Annotated in this window: 13 protein-coding genes; 4 read left to right on the top strand and 9 right to left on the bottom strand. The window is 63.9% G+C overall.

Annotated features, from left to right (window positions below; translation table 11 throughout):
• Positions 1 to 180: 180 nt before the first annotated feature.
• From B4F51_RS23025 to flhD, 8 genes are all read right to left on the bottom strand, one after another.
• Positions 181 to 2031, bottom strand: coding sequence for a methyl-accepting chemotaxis protein (locus B4F51_RS23025; protein ID WP_296229067.1), 1851 nt, complete (start codon positions 2029 to 2031; stop codon positions 181 to 183).
• Positions 2032 to 2139: 108 nt separating this feature from the next.
• The gene (locus tag B4F51_RS23020; protein ID WP_296229066.1) at positions 2140 to 2631 is read right to left on the bottom strand and encodes a chemotaxis protein CheW; all 492 of its coding nucleotides are present in this window, start codon (positions 2629 to 2631) and stop codon (positions 2140 to 2142) included.
• Between the two features lie 81 nt (positions 2632 to 2712).
• On the bottom strand, positions 2713 to 4887 hold the full coding sequence (gene cheA / locus B4F51_RS23015; protein WP_296229065.1) for a chemotaxis protein CheA: 2175 nt from the start codon (positions 4885 to 4887) through the stop codon (positions 2713 to 2715).
• A 17-nt stretch (positions 4888 to 4904) separates the two neighbouring features.
• The gene (locus B4F51_RS23010) at positions 4905 to 5318 is read right to left on the bottom strand and encodes a response regulator (protein ID WP_296229064.1); all 414 of its coding nucleotides are present in this window, start codon (positions 5316 to 5318) and stop codon (positions 4905 to 4907) included.
• Positions 5319 to 5342: 24 nt separating this feature from the next.
• On the bottom strand, positions 5343 to 6344 hold the full coding sequence (motB, locus tag B4F51_RS23005; protein WP_296229063.1) for a flagellar motor protein MotB: 1002 nt from the start codon (positions 6342 to 6344) through the stop codon (positions 5343 to 5345).
• A gap of 76 nt (positions 6345 to 6420) precedes the next feature.
• Entirely contained in the window at positions 6421 to 7281 is an 861-nt protein-coding gene (gene motA, locus B4F51_RS23000) for a flagellar motor stator protein MotA (protein WP_296229062.1), read from the bottom strand.
• A 489-nt stretch (positions 7282 to 7770) separates the two neighbouring features.
• A complete protein-coding gene (gene flhC, locus B4F51_RS22995; protein WP_296229061.1) occupies positions 7771 to 8331 on the bottom strand; it encodes a flagellar transcriptional regulator FlhC in 561 nt (186 codons plus the stop codon).
• An 83-nt stretch (positions 8332 to 8414) separates the two neighbouring features.
• Positions 8415 to 8732: a flagellar transcriptional regulator FlhD gene (flhD, locus tag B4F51_RS22990; protein ID WP_004627783.1), complete on the bottom strand. Its 318-nt coding sequence runs from the start codon at positions 8730 to 8732 to the stop codon at positions 8415 to 8417.
• A gap of 1252 nt (positions 8733 to 9984) precedes the next feature.
• Between flhD and B4F51_RS22985 the strand changes: the two genes are divergently transcribed.
• From B4F51_RS22985 to B4F51_RS22975, 3 genes are all read left to right on the top strand, one after another.
• Complete coding sequence (locus B4F51_RS22985; RefSeq protein ID WP_296229060.1) at positions 9985 to 10353, top strand: DUF1425 domain-containing protein; 369 nt, start codon at positions 9985 to 9987, stop codon at positions 10351 to 10353.
• Positions 10354 to 10403: 50 nt separating this feature from the next.
• A complete protein-coding gene (locus tag B4F51_RS22980; protein ID WP_296229059.1) occupies positions 10404 to 10859 on the top strand; it encodes a FlxA-like family protein in 456 nt (151 codons plus the stop codon).
• 159 nt (positions 10860 to 11018) lie between these two features.
• Positions 11019 to 12632 (top strand): hypothetical protein, encoded by a 1614-nt coding sequence (locus B4F51_RS22975; protein ID WP_296229058.1) that lies wholly within the window; start codon positions 11019 to 11021, stop codon positions 12630 to 12632.
• 67 nt (positions 12633 to 12699) lie between these two features.
• Here B4F51_RS22975 and B4F51_RS22970 read toward each other — a convergent pair whose 3' ends face one another.
• Positions 12700 to 13413, bottom strand: coding sequence for a GNAT family N-acetyltransferase (locus B4F51_RS22970; protein WP_296229057.1), 714 nt, complete (start codon positions 13411 to 13413; stop codon positions 12700 to 12702).
• Positions 13414 to 14106: 693 nt separating this feature from the next.
• Here B4F51_RS22970 and B4F51_RS22965 point away from each other — a divergent pair.
• Complete coding sequence (locus B4F51_RS22965) at positions 14107 to 14250, top strand: hypothetical protein (RefSeq protein WP_296229056.1); 144 nt, start codon at positions 14107 to 14109, stop codon at positions 14248 to 14250.
• Positions 14251 to 14563 lie beyond the last annotated feature (313 nt).

The raw sequence follows: 14563 nt of genomic DNA, 5'->3' as shown, positions 1-14563 counted from the left end.
GGCCCATGGGGGACGGCTCTTTAGAACCGCCGTGGGCCATGCCACCTTGGTGGGGGATCGCCCCTTTTTTCGGTAAGCACCAGCCCAGGCAAAAAAAAACCTGCCCCGAAGGGCAGGCTGCACACCACAAACACGCACGAGAGAGCTTTCGCGAGCAGCGAAGATCCCATGCATACATGGTCAAAAGGTCGCCCAATCGCTATCGTCGCCACCTGTGGCAACGAGCTTGGGTGTCTGCAACGTGTGCGCTGGCGCGGCCGGCTTGGCGGCTGCGGGGCGCACGTGTTGTTGTTCTTCGGCAGCCGGCGCAATCGCGGCGTCCACCGTGGGTTCAGCGCTGTCATGTACGACCGCACGCGGCTTGCGCGCCGATGCAGGCTTGGTGACACGGCGGTGCGCGGCCTTGGCCTGCCCAGCCGGCGTACCGGCGACCGGCGCAACCGCGCGAGGCGCAACGGCTGGGGTCTGCTGACTGGCAGACGCGCCGGCATGCGTACGGAAAGCCGCCACGGCCTGACGCAGCCCGTCTGCCTGCTCCTGCAGCGACATCGCGGCGGCGGCGGCCTGCTCCACCAGCGCGGCATTCTGCTGCGTGCCTTCATCCATCTGCGTGACGGCCAGGTTGACCTGCTCGATGCCCGCGCTCTGCTCGTCAGACGCGGAGCTGATCTCGCCCATGATGTCCGTCACACGTTTCACTGCGGCAACGACGTCCTCAATCACGTTGCCCGCCTCGGCCACCAGCGTGGAGCCGTTCTCAACACGGCCGACCGAATCGCTGATGAGCTCCTTGATCTCCTTGGCGGCCGTGGCCGACCGCTGCGCGAGGCTGCGCACCTCGCCCGCCACCACGGCAAAGCCACGCCCCTGCTCCCCTGCGCGGGCCGCTTCCACAGCGGCATTCAGCGCGAGGATGTTGGTCTGGAACGCAATCCCTTCGATTACGCCGATGATGTCGGCGATCTTCTTGCTGCTCTCGTTGATGCCGGCCATGGTGTCGATCACCCGGCCCACCACCTCGCCGCCCTTGACGGCAATGTGCGACGCGTTGCCGGCAAGCTGGCTCGCCTGGCGCGCGTTGTCGGCGTTCTGGCGCACGATGCTCGTGAGCTCTTCCATGCTCGACGCGGTTTCCTCCAGCGACGAGGCCTGCTGTTCGGTCCGCTGCGACAAATCGGCATTGCCCGCAGCGATCTGCTGGGTCGCGCTGGCAATCGAATCCGAGCCCGCGCGCACCTGGCCCACCATCTTCTGCAGGCTCTCCTGCATGCGCTGCAGCGCCAGCAGCAGGCGGCCGGTCTCATCAACACGATCCACGCGGATGGTGTGCGTGAGATCGCCCTGCGTAATGTGCTCGGCCTGCTCGACAGCGCGCGCCAACGGCAGCGTGATCGAGCGGCGCAACGCCCACGTCAGCAGCCCGCCGACCACGATGCCGGCCAGCAGCACACCGGAGGTCAGCGCGCTCAGACTGCTGTGCTCGCGCTGGCCGGATTCGTAGCTGGCGCGCGCAATGTCCATCTGCATGCGATTGAGCGCCGCCACCTTGTCACCCAGCGGGCGATAGAGGACGGGCATCACGTCCATCACCGTCTTGGTCACGGCAGGCTGGTCACCAGCCTGGATCGCCTGGATCAGCACCTGGGCACCGTCGCGCAGGAACCTACCGCGCAGGGCCTCTGCCTCATCCGCCAGCTTGCGCTCGTCCGCCGTGGTGGCCAGTGCGCGGTAACGCTTCCACGCGTCATCGGATTTGCCGAGGAACATCCTGGCGCGCTCGATCGTCTTGCCCACGTCCGCAGCACCCGGTGCCATGGCCGCCCGGTCGAGCACAATCCGGAAACTCAACAGGTTGGAATCGGATTCAGCCAATGCCACCGCGCCGGTCAGTTGCACGGTGTACGTGTCCTGCACACGGGTATTGGCGTGCCGCATGCCGATCAGGCCCGTCACGCCCACGATGACGGCAAGCATGCCCACGCCCGCCATCATCAGCCCCAGCCGGAGCCGGATGGTCATTCTGCTGAACACGATATTCCTCCCCTTCCCGCGCAGCACCTCGTTTGCTGGCGGATGCGCATTGCGCTCCGTCGCATGGTGTCTTGTCGCTTGCCGCCTGTTCTCTTGACGCCTTGGCGATCAGGCCACCTCGGCCTCGTCACACAGCGCCATGTCGGCCGACATCAGCAGATGCTCAATGTCCACCAGGATCAGCATGCGCTCGTCGATAGAACCCAGGCCGCGGATGTACTCCGTATCCAGCGCGCCCGAAAACTCCGGCGCCGGCTTGATCTGCTGGCTCTGCAGCGTCAGCACGTCCGACACGCCGTCCACCACAATGCCAACCACGCGATCCTTCAGGTTCAGGATGATGACGACGGTGTACTGGTTGTATTCAACCCGCTCGAGCTGGAACTTGATGCGCAGGTCGACGATCGGCACGATGATGCCGCGCAGGTTGATCACGCCCTTGATGAAGTCGGGTGCGTTGGCGATGCGCGTGACGGTCTCATAGCCACGGATCTCCTGCACCTTCAGGATATCGATGCCGTACTCTTCGCGCCCGAGGGTGAAGGCCAGGTACTCCTCCCCGCCGGTGTCTTCCCCGATCGCATGTTCCTTGACTTTCATTGCGGCTCCCCTCGGCCCTGCCGGGCCAATCGATTGAATGTGTTGTGAGGCGGCTGATCCCACCCGGGAAAGCGCGGACGCTTATGCTGCGGCCATCGCCTCGGTCGAGAACCGGCCACCCGGCTCTTCGCCCACCTCCTGCTTCTCGGCACTAACGGCACGCGTGGCGGTTTCTGAATGGCCCACGCGCGTCTCGCGCATTAGCGCAGACACGTCGACGATCAGTGCCACGCTGCCATCGCCCAGGATGGTCGCGCCCGAGATGCCCGGCACTTTGCGGTAGTTGGTTTCGAGGTTCTTGACCACCACCTGCTGCTGGCCGACCAGCTCGTCAATCTGCAGGGCGATCTTCTTGCCTTCCGAATCCAGGATGACGACGATGCCCTCCGACGGATCTGGAATCGACGGCGTGATGCGGAAGCGCTCGTGCAACGGCACCAGCCTCAGGTATTCGTTGCGCACCTTGAGCAGGCGGCCGCCGCCCGGCACGGCCTTGATGTCTTCGGGGCGCGGCTGCAGCGATTCGGCCACGCTCGACAGCGGCAGGATGAACACTTCGTCGCCGGTCTTGACCGACATGCCGTCCAGGATCGCCAGCGTGAGCGGCAGCACGATGCGGATCGTGGTGCCCTTGTTGCGCTGCGACTGGATCTCGACATAGCCACCCATCGACTGGATGTTCTGCTTGACCACGTCCATGCCGACGCCGCGGCCGGACACGTCCGTCACCTGGTCAGCGGTGGAGAAGCCCGGCGCAAAGATGAGCTGGTTGATATCGTCGTCGGTCATGTTGTCCGACACGGCCAGCCCGCGCTCGCGCGCCTTCTTGAGGATCTTGTCGCGGTTCAGGCCCTGGCCGTCGTCGCTCACCTCGATGACGATGTTGCCGCCCTGGTGTGCAGCGGAGAGCAGCAGTTGGCCCACCGCGTCCTTGCCGGCGGCCACGCGGGCCTCGGGCAGTTCGATGCCGTGGTCCAGGCTGTTGCGCACGAGGTGCGTCAGCGGATCGATGATGCGTTCGATCAGGCCCTTATCCAGCTCGGTCGATTTGCCGAAGGTCGACAGCTCGACCTGCTTGCCCAGCTTGTGGGCCAGGTCGCGCACCAAGCGCGGGAAGCGGTTGAATACGTAGTCCATCGGCATCATGCGGATGGACATGGCGGCTTCCTGCAGGTCGCGCGCGTTGCGCGTGAGTTGCGAGAGGCCGGAGAACAGGCGTTCGTTGAGCACCGGATCGAACGACGATGCGGTTTGCGCCAGCATCGCCTGCGTGATGACCAGTTCGCCCACCAGGTTGATGAGCTGATCGACCTTTTCCACGCCAACGCGAATCGACGTTTCCGCCGCAACCGCCGGCTTTTCGGCGGCAGCCGGGCGTGACGGCATCGGGGTAGCGACCGCAGCGGCAGGCGCCGGTGCGACTTCGTTGGCGGCTGGAGCATGCGCCTCGGTCTGCGCGGCAGCGGGCGTCGGGGCAGCCACCTGAACTTCGAGCACTGGTACGGCAGCGGCGGCAGGAGCAGCGCCCACGTGCGGCGTGATGACAATCTGGTCGGCATCGATGATGAAGCAGCTCACCGCGATGATGTCGTCGGCGGTGCAGGTGCTCTGCAGCACGATGTCGCTGTTGCGGCCGTTGCGCGCGTGGCTGAACACCGTGCCCAGGTGCTTGAGCTCGGTGACGATCAGCTCGCAGTCTTCGTTGGAGACGTCGATGAGCTTGATGTCCAGGCCGCCATCGATGTCGCCAACTGCGGCCTCCGCCACAACAGGCGCCACTTCCGGCTCTGCCGCGACGGGCTCGACCGCCGCCGGCGCAGGCACGGCTACCGGCGCTGCCGGCACAGGCTGAGTTGCGACGGCGCCTTCCTCGGCGGTCAGGCTGTTGAGCTTGGCCACCATGTATTCGAGCGTGGCCGTATCGATTGGGTGCTCTTGCCGGTAGGCATCAAGTTGGCTTTTCAACACGTCTTTCGTTTCCAGGAAGGCATCCACCATGTTTTCGCGCAACTGCAGGGTGCCGGTGCGGGCGCGATCCAGAATCGACTCCAGCACATGGGTGAGCTCAGTCATGTGCGTAAAGCCGAAAGTTGCGGCACCGCCCTTGATGGAGTGCGCGCAACGGAAGATGGCGTTCAGATCATCGGAACTGGGGTTGGCAAGATCGAGATCGAGCAGCAGCCGCTCCATATCGACAAGAAGCTCTTCTGCTTCTTCGAAGAAGGCGCCGAAAAACTGGCTGAGATCGAGATTCATGTCGTGGTCTCTTTCGTTTAATGCGTCGAAGCAGACCTGTGGGTCTGCGCATGCCATTCGAACAACTGCATCACCGAATCCGTCAGCCCTTCCGGGTCGAACGGCTTGGGCAGGAAACCCGTTGCGCCGGCGGCACGCGCCTGGTCGCGGATCGTGCTGTCGGCCTCGGTGGTCAGCATCAGGATCGGGGTGTCGGCGTAGGTCGGCAGCGATCGCAGCGCGCGGATGAGAGTGAGGCCATCCATCGACGGCATCACCTGGTCGGTAATCACGAGGTGGTGGCTGCCTTCCGCGTGCTTGCGCACGAGTTCGAGCGCGGCAGTGCCGTCAGCGGCTTCCGTCACGGCAAAGCCGCACTCGCGCAGGCACGCGGCAATCATGCGGCGGATCGACGTGGAGTCGTCCACCACCAGGATGTGTTTCTCGCTCATTTGGCTGATTTCTCCCCTCGGCGCTTATGGCTTGGCTTGGCCACCGCCGCCGCTTGTTCCGACTGCGCCCGTCGCGCCCGCCACACCGCCTGCATCGGCAGCGCCTGCTACACCGGCCGCGCGCGCAGCGGCATCGGTCAGCGTGTCCTTGCCGTCGTTGCGCAGGTCGGCCACCGGCTCGACTCCGCCCGAACGCACCGCCTCGGCCGTGCGGTTGTTCAGCACGACAATGCTGATGCGGCGGTTGATCGGGTTGTACGGATTGGTCTTGTCCAGCGGCACGGACGCTTCGAGCCCCACCACGCGGCTGACCTTCGCCGGCTTCATGCCGCCGGCGATCAGCTCGCGGCGCGAGGCGTTGGCGCGGTCGGCCGACAGCTCCCAGTTGCTGTAGCCGTGCTGGGTGGCGTACTGCGTGGCATCGGTGTGGCCCGACAGGCTGATCGGGTTGGGCACGTCGTTGAGCGCCGCGCCCAGCTCGCGCAGGATGGTGCGCATGTACGGCTGCACCTCGGCACTGGCGTTGGCGAACATCGGCCGGTTCTGCTGGTCGACGATCTGGATGCGCAGCCCCTCGCTGGTCATGTCGATCAGCAACTGGTGCTTGAACTGGCTCATCACCGGGTTCGTTTCGACCATCTCGGCAATCTTCTGCTTGAGCTTGTTCAGCGCCGCGTCGTCGCTCTCGTCACGAATATTGCGCTGGCGCTGCACGGTCGGGCTCGGGCTGGGGTTCGGCTGCGGCATGTTCTGCTTGATGGCCGGGCTGCCGTTGAGGATGCTCGACTGGTCGCCCGAACCGGCGCCGCCGAACAGCGCCACCTTCAGCGGAGTGCGGAAATACGTTTCGACGGAAGAGAGCTCAGCCTTGGTCACCGAGCTGAGCAGCCACATCAGCAGGAAGAACGCCATCATGGCGGTCACAAAGTCGGCATAGGCGATCTTCCACGCGCCACCGTGGTGGCTGTGTGCGTTCTTCTTGTTGCGCCGGATGACAATGAAGGTAGGCGTGCTGGACTTGCTCATGGTCCGTTCCCGTCGGTTTGTGCTGCGTCGTTAGCGGCGTGGCTCGTGGGCCACGCTCTGTCTCAAGGGTTCAACGCTAAGCCGTTTTGGCGCCGCGCACGTGGTCTTCCAGTTCTGCGAAGGATGGGCGCTCGGTCGAGAACAGCACCTTGCGGCCGAACTCCACGGCAATCGCCGGGGCATAGCCGTTCATGCTCGCCAGCAGCGTCACCTTGATGCACTGGAACAACTTGGTCGACTCTTCGGCGCGCTGCTCCAGCAGCGAACCCAGCGGCCCAATGAAGCCGTACGCCAGCAAGATGCCGAGGAACGTACCGACCAGCGCGGAAGCGATCAGCTTGCCCAGTTCTGCCGGCGGCAGGCCGACCGAGCCCATGGTGTGCACCACGCCCATCACGGCGGCCACGATGCCGAATGCCGGCATGGCGTCGCCTACCTTGGTGATGATGCGGGCTGGTTGCTCGGCTTCGTGGTGGTGGGTGTCGATTTCCTGATCCATCAGCGCTTCGATCTGAAACGGATTCAGGTTGCCGCCCACCATCAGGCGCAGGTAATCGCAGATGAAATCCAGCGCGTGATGGTCGGCCTGGATGGCGGGGTAATTGGAAAACAGCGCGCTCTCGTGCGGGGCTTCGATGTCGGCCTCGATCGACATCATCCCTTCGCGGCGGATCTTGGACAGCACCACGAACAGCAGCGCCATCACTTCCATATAGAGCGACTTGGTGTATTTCGAGCCCTTGAACAGGCCCGGAATGGCCTTGACCGTTGCGCTGATCGCCTTCTTGTCGTTGCCGACGACGAAGGCGCCGATGCCGGCACCGAAGATGATCAGCAGCTCGGTCGGCTGGAACAGGGGTCCGAGGTGGCCTCCGGCCAGCATGTAGCCGCCGAACACCGAGGCGAGAATCACGATGTAACCGATGGCGACTAGCACGGGGGCAAACTCCTGAATGGGCGATCCTGCGATCAATACAAGGGGATTAACGGCATCGCCCCGGTTAACTGAAGGCTTGGAGCGGGGTTTTGCAGCCCTCCTTCATGGGGGAGAACGAGCAAAAAACCGATCTGCCATGCCCTTCGCTACCCAAAACGGCAGTAAAACGGGCGGCTTGAGCGCCACCCGACAACCCCCTCTAGGCGGATCAAAAGAAAAAAGGGACGGAGAAAGCGCTTTCCGTCCCTTTTTTCCGACGCTTGTACGCGCGGCGGCAAAAAAAATGCCGGTCTGCCGCTTTTCGCGGCGACCGGCCTACCCCCTTCCCCTTTTGTGCTGTCTGAGCCCTTGTGCTTTTCCTGCTCTGTGTTCTGTTCTGTCTTGTTATGTGCCGAACAAGCCGGCTTGTTCCCGTATTTCCCGTCTTCCCCCGGCGCTCCCGTATTTCCCGTCGTTCCCCGGAGTTCCCGTACGCCCCGTCAGCGCCGTTCAGGCGTCGATCGTCTTGTCTGCGATCGCATCGACCTGGCCAGCAGCGCGCTTTTTTTTCCCTGCGCGCGACGGCGGCTGGCACATCCCGCACACGAAATCGTGGTGCAGGTCGTCTGCGTGGGCCACAAAATGGCCGGTGCAGCGCTTGCACTTCACGGTGTGCAGCATCTTCCCTTCGAAGAACTTCAGCATCATCCACGCGCGGGTGATCGAAAGCACCTCTTCCTGTTCGTGGACATGAATGTGTTCCTGGTAGAGCTTGTAGGCCGAAATCAGGCGGCGTACGCCAGTGCTGCGACTGTTTTCGCCCAGAAAACGGTAGATATTCAGGAAGATCGACGAATGGATGTTCGGCGACCACGTCAGGAACCAGTCTGCCGAGAAGGGCAGCATGCCTTTGGGCGGCGATTCCCCGCGAATTTCCTTGTACAGCTTGACCAGACGCTCACGGCTGAGCGTGGTTTCCTGTTCCAGCAGTTGTAGACGCGCACCGAGCGAAATCAATTCCGCCGCAAGGTGGATCTGCTCAACTTCATTCATGACGCTGGTATGACGCATGGCACTGCTCCCGCTTTGCTTCTGCTACCCACCCGAACTTCTCGCGACCACTGAACCGGGCGGCAAACCCGCCCAAACACGGCTCAGCTGATCTGTTCAACCGCCTGACGTGCCAGCAGGATCGACATTTGCGATTGCTGCAGGCCTTTGTCACGGTGCGGCTGGGTCACCAGACCCAGGATGGCGTGATCGTCGAAGCGGAAACGGCACAGCATCATGTTCGTGCTGGCGAGCTTGACGATCTGCGCGGGCGACATCGTCAACAGGATGTCAGCCAATTCTTCAGAGATGCCGAGACGAAAAAGCGCGGCATCACGATCCTTGGCCAGCATCTGCTGGGCAAGCATCAAGTAGGTGAGATTCAGCTCGCTGATCTCAGAAACAATGTCTTGCGTGTCCATGTATGTCCCGTCGTGTGCAGTAAAAGTACAACCTGCATCTGATCTCGCACGATGCTGTCCGGTGACGCTTTGTCGTTTCGCGCCATCCCTCTCCGGGCTGCACCGATCCCCACGGACCAGATGATCTTGGCAGTCGTACCGTTGTCGATACTTCCTGCCTACTTCTTACTCACGTCGTTGAAGACATGGCGAAGTTGTTTTCTGTTGAACACATTGTGGGTTTCAGACCGGGCTAAGTAAAGAAGGAGAGCCCCCTACCTTGGAGGGGTTGGGTACGCCGTTTTCTTGTAGGCGATATTCCTACAAAACTGTTAATAAACGTTGAAAATGAAGCCATTGCCGACGCAGAGAGGCTGGATAGACGATGCGTCAAATCAGGCGTTTGACACGTACTTACCCTAATCTTTCTACAAAAAAAGCAATATTATTGCCTAAGTACGCCAAAAATTAACGGGGAAGGCGTCGCACTTTCGCGACTGTGAGCATCGGATGCCGGGTTAACAGTTTGTAGGACACTTCTTACCTCGTCCTACAGATCGTGTAGGACAATTCCGGCCGTTTTTCGGCTCATCCTGTAGGACCGTTCCTACAGTCAAATGGCTATTTTGTAGGACTGCTCCTACCGTTTTGTCCACTCACAGAAGACGCGTCTTGTTAACAAAGACAAAAACACCACCCCGATAAGCTTGCCAGGTCGACAAAGGGAGCCGGAAGCACGCGCCCGACCGGCGAGCGTCAGATAAGTGCTGTAGTTGCGGCCCAGGGTGGAGACGCACGAATTTCCGCGATTGCGCCTACGCACGCTCAGGCATGGCCGGGCGGAGCTCTACGGTTCGCCACGCACAGAGATCACGAACATCGCGCCCAGCGGGGTGTGCGTCACGAACAGGTTGCCCGCTACGCCCATCGGCATCTGGGGCGTTGTGGCGGAGCCTAGGGTTTAGAGATCAGCTGAGCGGCGCGGCGCACCGGCACGCACGTCGGCGGCAGTCGCCACCCGTTCCGGCGCGTCGGCGCAGTAAGCCGCTCCCCTCGCCTGCTGCTCGGCTTGAGCGCGGGCGGTTTTCGTTTCGTCACCTCAACCGAGTCACGAGCGATGTCCGTTCCGTTTCTCCTGCAGTTTCCGCGTGGCCTGCGCCTGCCGCCCGCGCAGCCGCATGCGCGCTAGCCTTTGCCGCCGGTACCGCCCGCCTGACCGCCACGCCCGCCGCTGCCGACACGATCGCCGCACGCGTCGAAAGCCCAGGGTGAGATGACCTGCATCAAGGTCTCCGCCCTGCGCGCCACCGAGCGCGGCGGCCGCATGGTCGTCCGAGTGCGCTTCACCAACCAGAACAACAACGACCGCGCCATGTCGTACCGCTTCAAGTGGCTCGACAAGGCGCACGTGATGCAGGCGGCATCGCGTTCGCTGGCGGCCGAGGTGTCGACGCAGCTTTCGAGCAGGTGCGGGGCTTCCCGGCGCCGCGCGAAGCAAGCGGCGAGGCCCGCGAACCGGTCGATGCAGCGGCCCCGTCCAAGGTGCGCGTCTTTGAGTAAGGTCGAAAAAGCGGCTGTTCCTCAGCCGCGCTCCCCCAAGGTCCGGCGCAGAAACCACAAAAATTTCTGCGCCGGACCCTAAAGTTTTCCGCCAGCCATCCGATCAAGGGCGTACTGACCTGCGAGATGGCAATGCAACTCTCTTCCTCTTCCGTTTCCAGCACTGCGGCCACCGGCGCCTCGGGCGGCGGGAGCAGTTCGGCCACAGAAATCGATCGTCTGCAGCGCCAACTCAAGAACCTGCAGAAATCCTTGACGGACTTGCCCAAACAAGGGCTTCCAGCCGACCGGGCTCAAGAGCAGGCGCAACTGCTGAGCCAGCAAATCCAGATTGTCCAGGCGCAAATCGCGCGCCTGCAGGCGCAAAAGGGGCTCGAGCAAGCCGAAAACGCGCTACAAAACCACCAGAGCACGTCGTCCGCCAACACCGATGCGCCCGCCAAGGCGCGCACCACCGACAAGATCGCCGGCTCGTCTTCGTTGGCCGATGCCCGGTTGCACGCTCGCCAGGCAGCACAGGCCGCCCACCCGGCCAGCGCCGAAGCGATCGCTCCGGCAGAGCCGCCGCTGGTATCGGTCAGAGCCTAGAGCGCTTCGGCATTTCAGCAGCAGCCCAACTTTTGTGACGCACCTGCCGAATCGCGCCCCCCCCTCCCGACCAACGAGGGGGCGCCAGCCCAGGGTGCCGGCGGTGATAATCCCCCAAACGCCCCTACGGCCCTGCCACACGCGGCATCGAGAACCCGCATGACCTTCGCTGCCAGCGACACCCGCCCCCCGACCACCCCCGCCGATCCGCGTCCGGCGCACGCCCCGTCCCGCAATTTCTTCGCCCGCCACTGGCGCGGCGATTACAGCCTCGCCCGTTCGTACTGGCTGCATACCGCGCTGATGCAGTTCGGCGTCGTGGCACTCAGCGCTGGCGTCACGCACGCGCTGGCGCACAATGCGCCGGCACGCGCGGCCTCATCGGCGCTGCTGGTCATCTATATCCTGGGTGTGGCGCTGTGGGTCTGGGCCGTGGTTGGCACCTGGCGTTCAGCCGAGCATGAACAGGCACGCTGCCGACGGGCCGGAATGACGAACCTGTGGCCATTCGTCGCCAAGCTGATGATCGCGCTGGGCGCCATCGGCACAGGCTCGCGCGTCATCAACGATCTGCCGCGCCTGCACGCGCATCTGCGCACGGCACTGGGCGAACAGGCTGCCTCGCCTTTCACGGTGATGCCGCAGCGCGACGGGCGCGCCATCCTCTTCACCGGCGGCATCAACGACGGCGCGGCCGATGCGCTGGAAGCCGCGTTGCGCAAGACGCCCGGCGCCACAGCCGTCGTGCTGCGCTCCGAAGGCGGCTGGCTGCGCGAAGGCACGCTGGTGGCGGATGTCATCCGCCGCCATCATCTGCGCACCTATGTGGAGCGTACCTGCGCGTCAGCCTGCACGATGGCGTTCCTGGCCGGGGAAGACCGCGCCGCCGCGCCGAGTGCGCGCATCGGATTCCACCGCCCGCGCGCAGTCGGCGCCGACCATGACCAGACCCCCGGCGCCACCGACAACGAACTCTGGCGCGCCTACACAGCCGCTGGCCTGCCCGACGCGTTCGTGCGCCGAGTGCAGGACACGCCGTTTGACCAGATGTGGTTTCCCGCCACACAGGAGCTGCTGGACAACCATGTCGTCACGCGTGTCTCGCCGGGCGGCGAATACGCGACCATGGCCACGCAGTTGGGCAGCCGCGAGGCGCTGGCCGCCGAACTGCGCGGCGCAGCACTCTATGCCGCACTGGAGCGCAAGTACCCCGCGCACTTCAGCCGCCTGATCGACACGATCTGGCTAGACCTGCAGCGCAATGCTAGCGACGCCGAGGTGATGGCCCTGCTGCACGCGCAATCGGTCAAGCTGTATCACGCGCTGATCCCGACCGCGCCCGACACGCTGCTGTTTGCCAACGCGCAACTGACCATCGAACAGGCCCAGGCCCTGCAACGCGTGAGCCCTGAAGCCTGCGTGGCTTACCTGGATGGAACAGCCGACGCCAGCGCGGCCGCTGCGCGGCTGCCGCGCGCCCTGGTCACGCGCGAGCGGGCCCTGTTTTCCGACTTGGTACAGGCGGCCGACCCGGAACACGCCCCTGTTGTCACCCGCGCGCAAACCTTGCCGGTATTGCAACTGGCGGTGGCCGCGCTGCCACTGGAAGAACAACGCATGCTGACGGTGCCCGCACTGCGCCACACGGCGGCGCCGGCCGAACGCTGCCGGGCGCTGATCGATTTCGCGCGCTCGATCCTGGCCCTGCCAGAAGCCGAACGCGCGCTCGCCCTGCGGGGCATGTATGCCGACACATCTTCACCCGACACTTGAACCACGCTCGGGGGGGGCCGCCCCGTGCCAGACCGGTGCGACGGTATAGACGTGCAGCGGGTCAAGGCTAAGACGAACGCAGCGCGGTAAGCGACGCGCGCTGGCGGCCCGCGGCATCAAAATTCTCCGGCGAAAGCCACTGCTCGAACGCGGCCCGCAACTGGGGCCATTCGGCATCGATGATGGAGAACCACGCGGTATCGCGGCTGCGGCCCTTGTAGACCACCGCCTGGCGGAAGATCCCCTCGAACTGGAAGCCCAGCCGCAGCGCGGCCTGCCGCGATGGCGCGTTCAAGCTGTCGCACTTCCACTCGTAACGGCGGTAGCCGAGATCGTCGAACACGTGCTTCATCAGCAGGTACTGCGCCTCGGTGGAGGCCGGCGTGCGCTGCAGCAATGGAGAGAACGTGACGGCCCCCACCTCCACCACGCCGTGATCGGGCGTGATACGCATCAGCGCCAGCGTGCCGATCGGACGCTCGGTGCGCGCGTCGATCACCGCGTACTGCAGCGGATCGCGCCGCGCCGCAATGCGCTCGACAAAGGCGCGATGCGCGTCCGCATCGGCAAACGGCCCCTCCATCAGGTAGGTCCAGTCGCGACCGTCCTGCGCCTGGTCAAAGGCATCGAACAACCCGTCGGCGTGGCGCGCAGCATCAAGCGGTTCCAGTCGGCAGTAGCGACCGGCCAACGGCGTATGCGGTGGCAGCGGGCGAGGGCCCCAATCCGGAAGGGCTGTGCCGATCGGTTGTTGGTAAGAATTGAGCGTGGTGGCAGTCATACGAGAGCGGGCATCGGGACAACAGAACAGCGATGTATCACCGTACCGAATGTCGTGGCCCTGTGAAAAGAGCCATCGGCAGGCAATCTGATGGAGCCACCCCTCACCCCGCCATGCGGACTAATCCATTCGATGCCCCGCCACGCAGTGCTGGCGCCCCCCAGTGCCAGCCGACATGTTGGGAAACGGGGGAGAACAGCGCCAGGAATCGGCGCGAGCACACGCTTTGCCGTGTGGATGGCGCTTGCGGGGTTGGCACCTTGTGGCTGCGTTGCGTCCGCCAAGTTTGCCAGCCCGGTCGTCCTGCACGTCGACACCGACACGACCATCGCCCTGCCACGCACGTGGAGGCCCCTGCGGCTGACCAGCGAAGCCCCACCCCCGCCGTCGCCGAGACCATCAGTTCGCCCGTCGGGCCGTCGCGCCTGGTGTTTGCGCAACAGGCCTCGCCGTCTGAAGGTTTGGCCTGGTGACGGTGCGCAAATCCGATTTCGACAAGGGCACGCCGCGATACCTGGAAGCGCGGCCACCGCGCGACCTGGCGATCCTGCTCAACCACATGGAATCGCGTGTGCATGGCGACCAGCCCGCGTGGGCGGTGCGCCTGGTCCACCGCAGGCCGCCCGCGCAGCGGCTGCTGGGCGAGCGCCGGGTAATCTACTGGAGTGGCATACCTCAAACGGCAGGACCGGGATGGTCCGTGGGTACGCCTCCTTCTTCTGCAATGGTGCGGTGTACCTGCTGCGCGTGATCAGCACAGCCGGGCTCGGCCGGCCGGAGTTTGCTGAAGAGGCCCGCTTTGCCGATGCGGTAGCCGCAACCTTCCGTACGAAGTAGCCTCAGCCGGGGCACGACATGGCAACCATGCCGAAGGTTTTTTTTGCGTTGCAACATCAGGAAACCGCGAGATGATCTGCCGGACTGCCAGCGCAGACCACGCCACACAAGCCCTGAAATTTGTTCTTACCTTTGGAACAGTCTGTTCACTCCGAATCGTATTGTTCTTCCGCATCGCAACACCTAAACTTCGCGCACTTGTTCAGATATCGACTGCCTGGACATGCAATGCAAGTGTTGTAAGGAGAACAATCATGAAATGGTTGGATATTGGCGCCGTCATGGCCGCCTGGATCGCAAGCTGCGTCGCAGC

It is taken from the genome of Ralstonia sp. UBA689 (assembly GCF_002298975.1).
GTDB lineage: Bacteria > Pseudomonadota > Gammaproteobacteria > Burkholderiales > Burkholderiaceae > Ralstonia.
The sequence above is the reverse complement of the archived record's forward strand: the minus strand, read 5'-3'. Positions and strand labels throughout refer to the sequence as shown.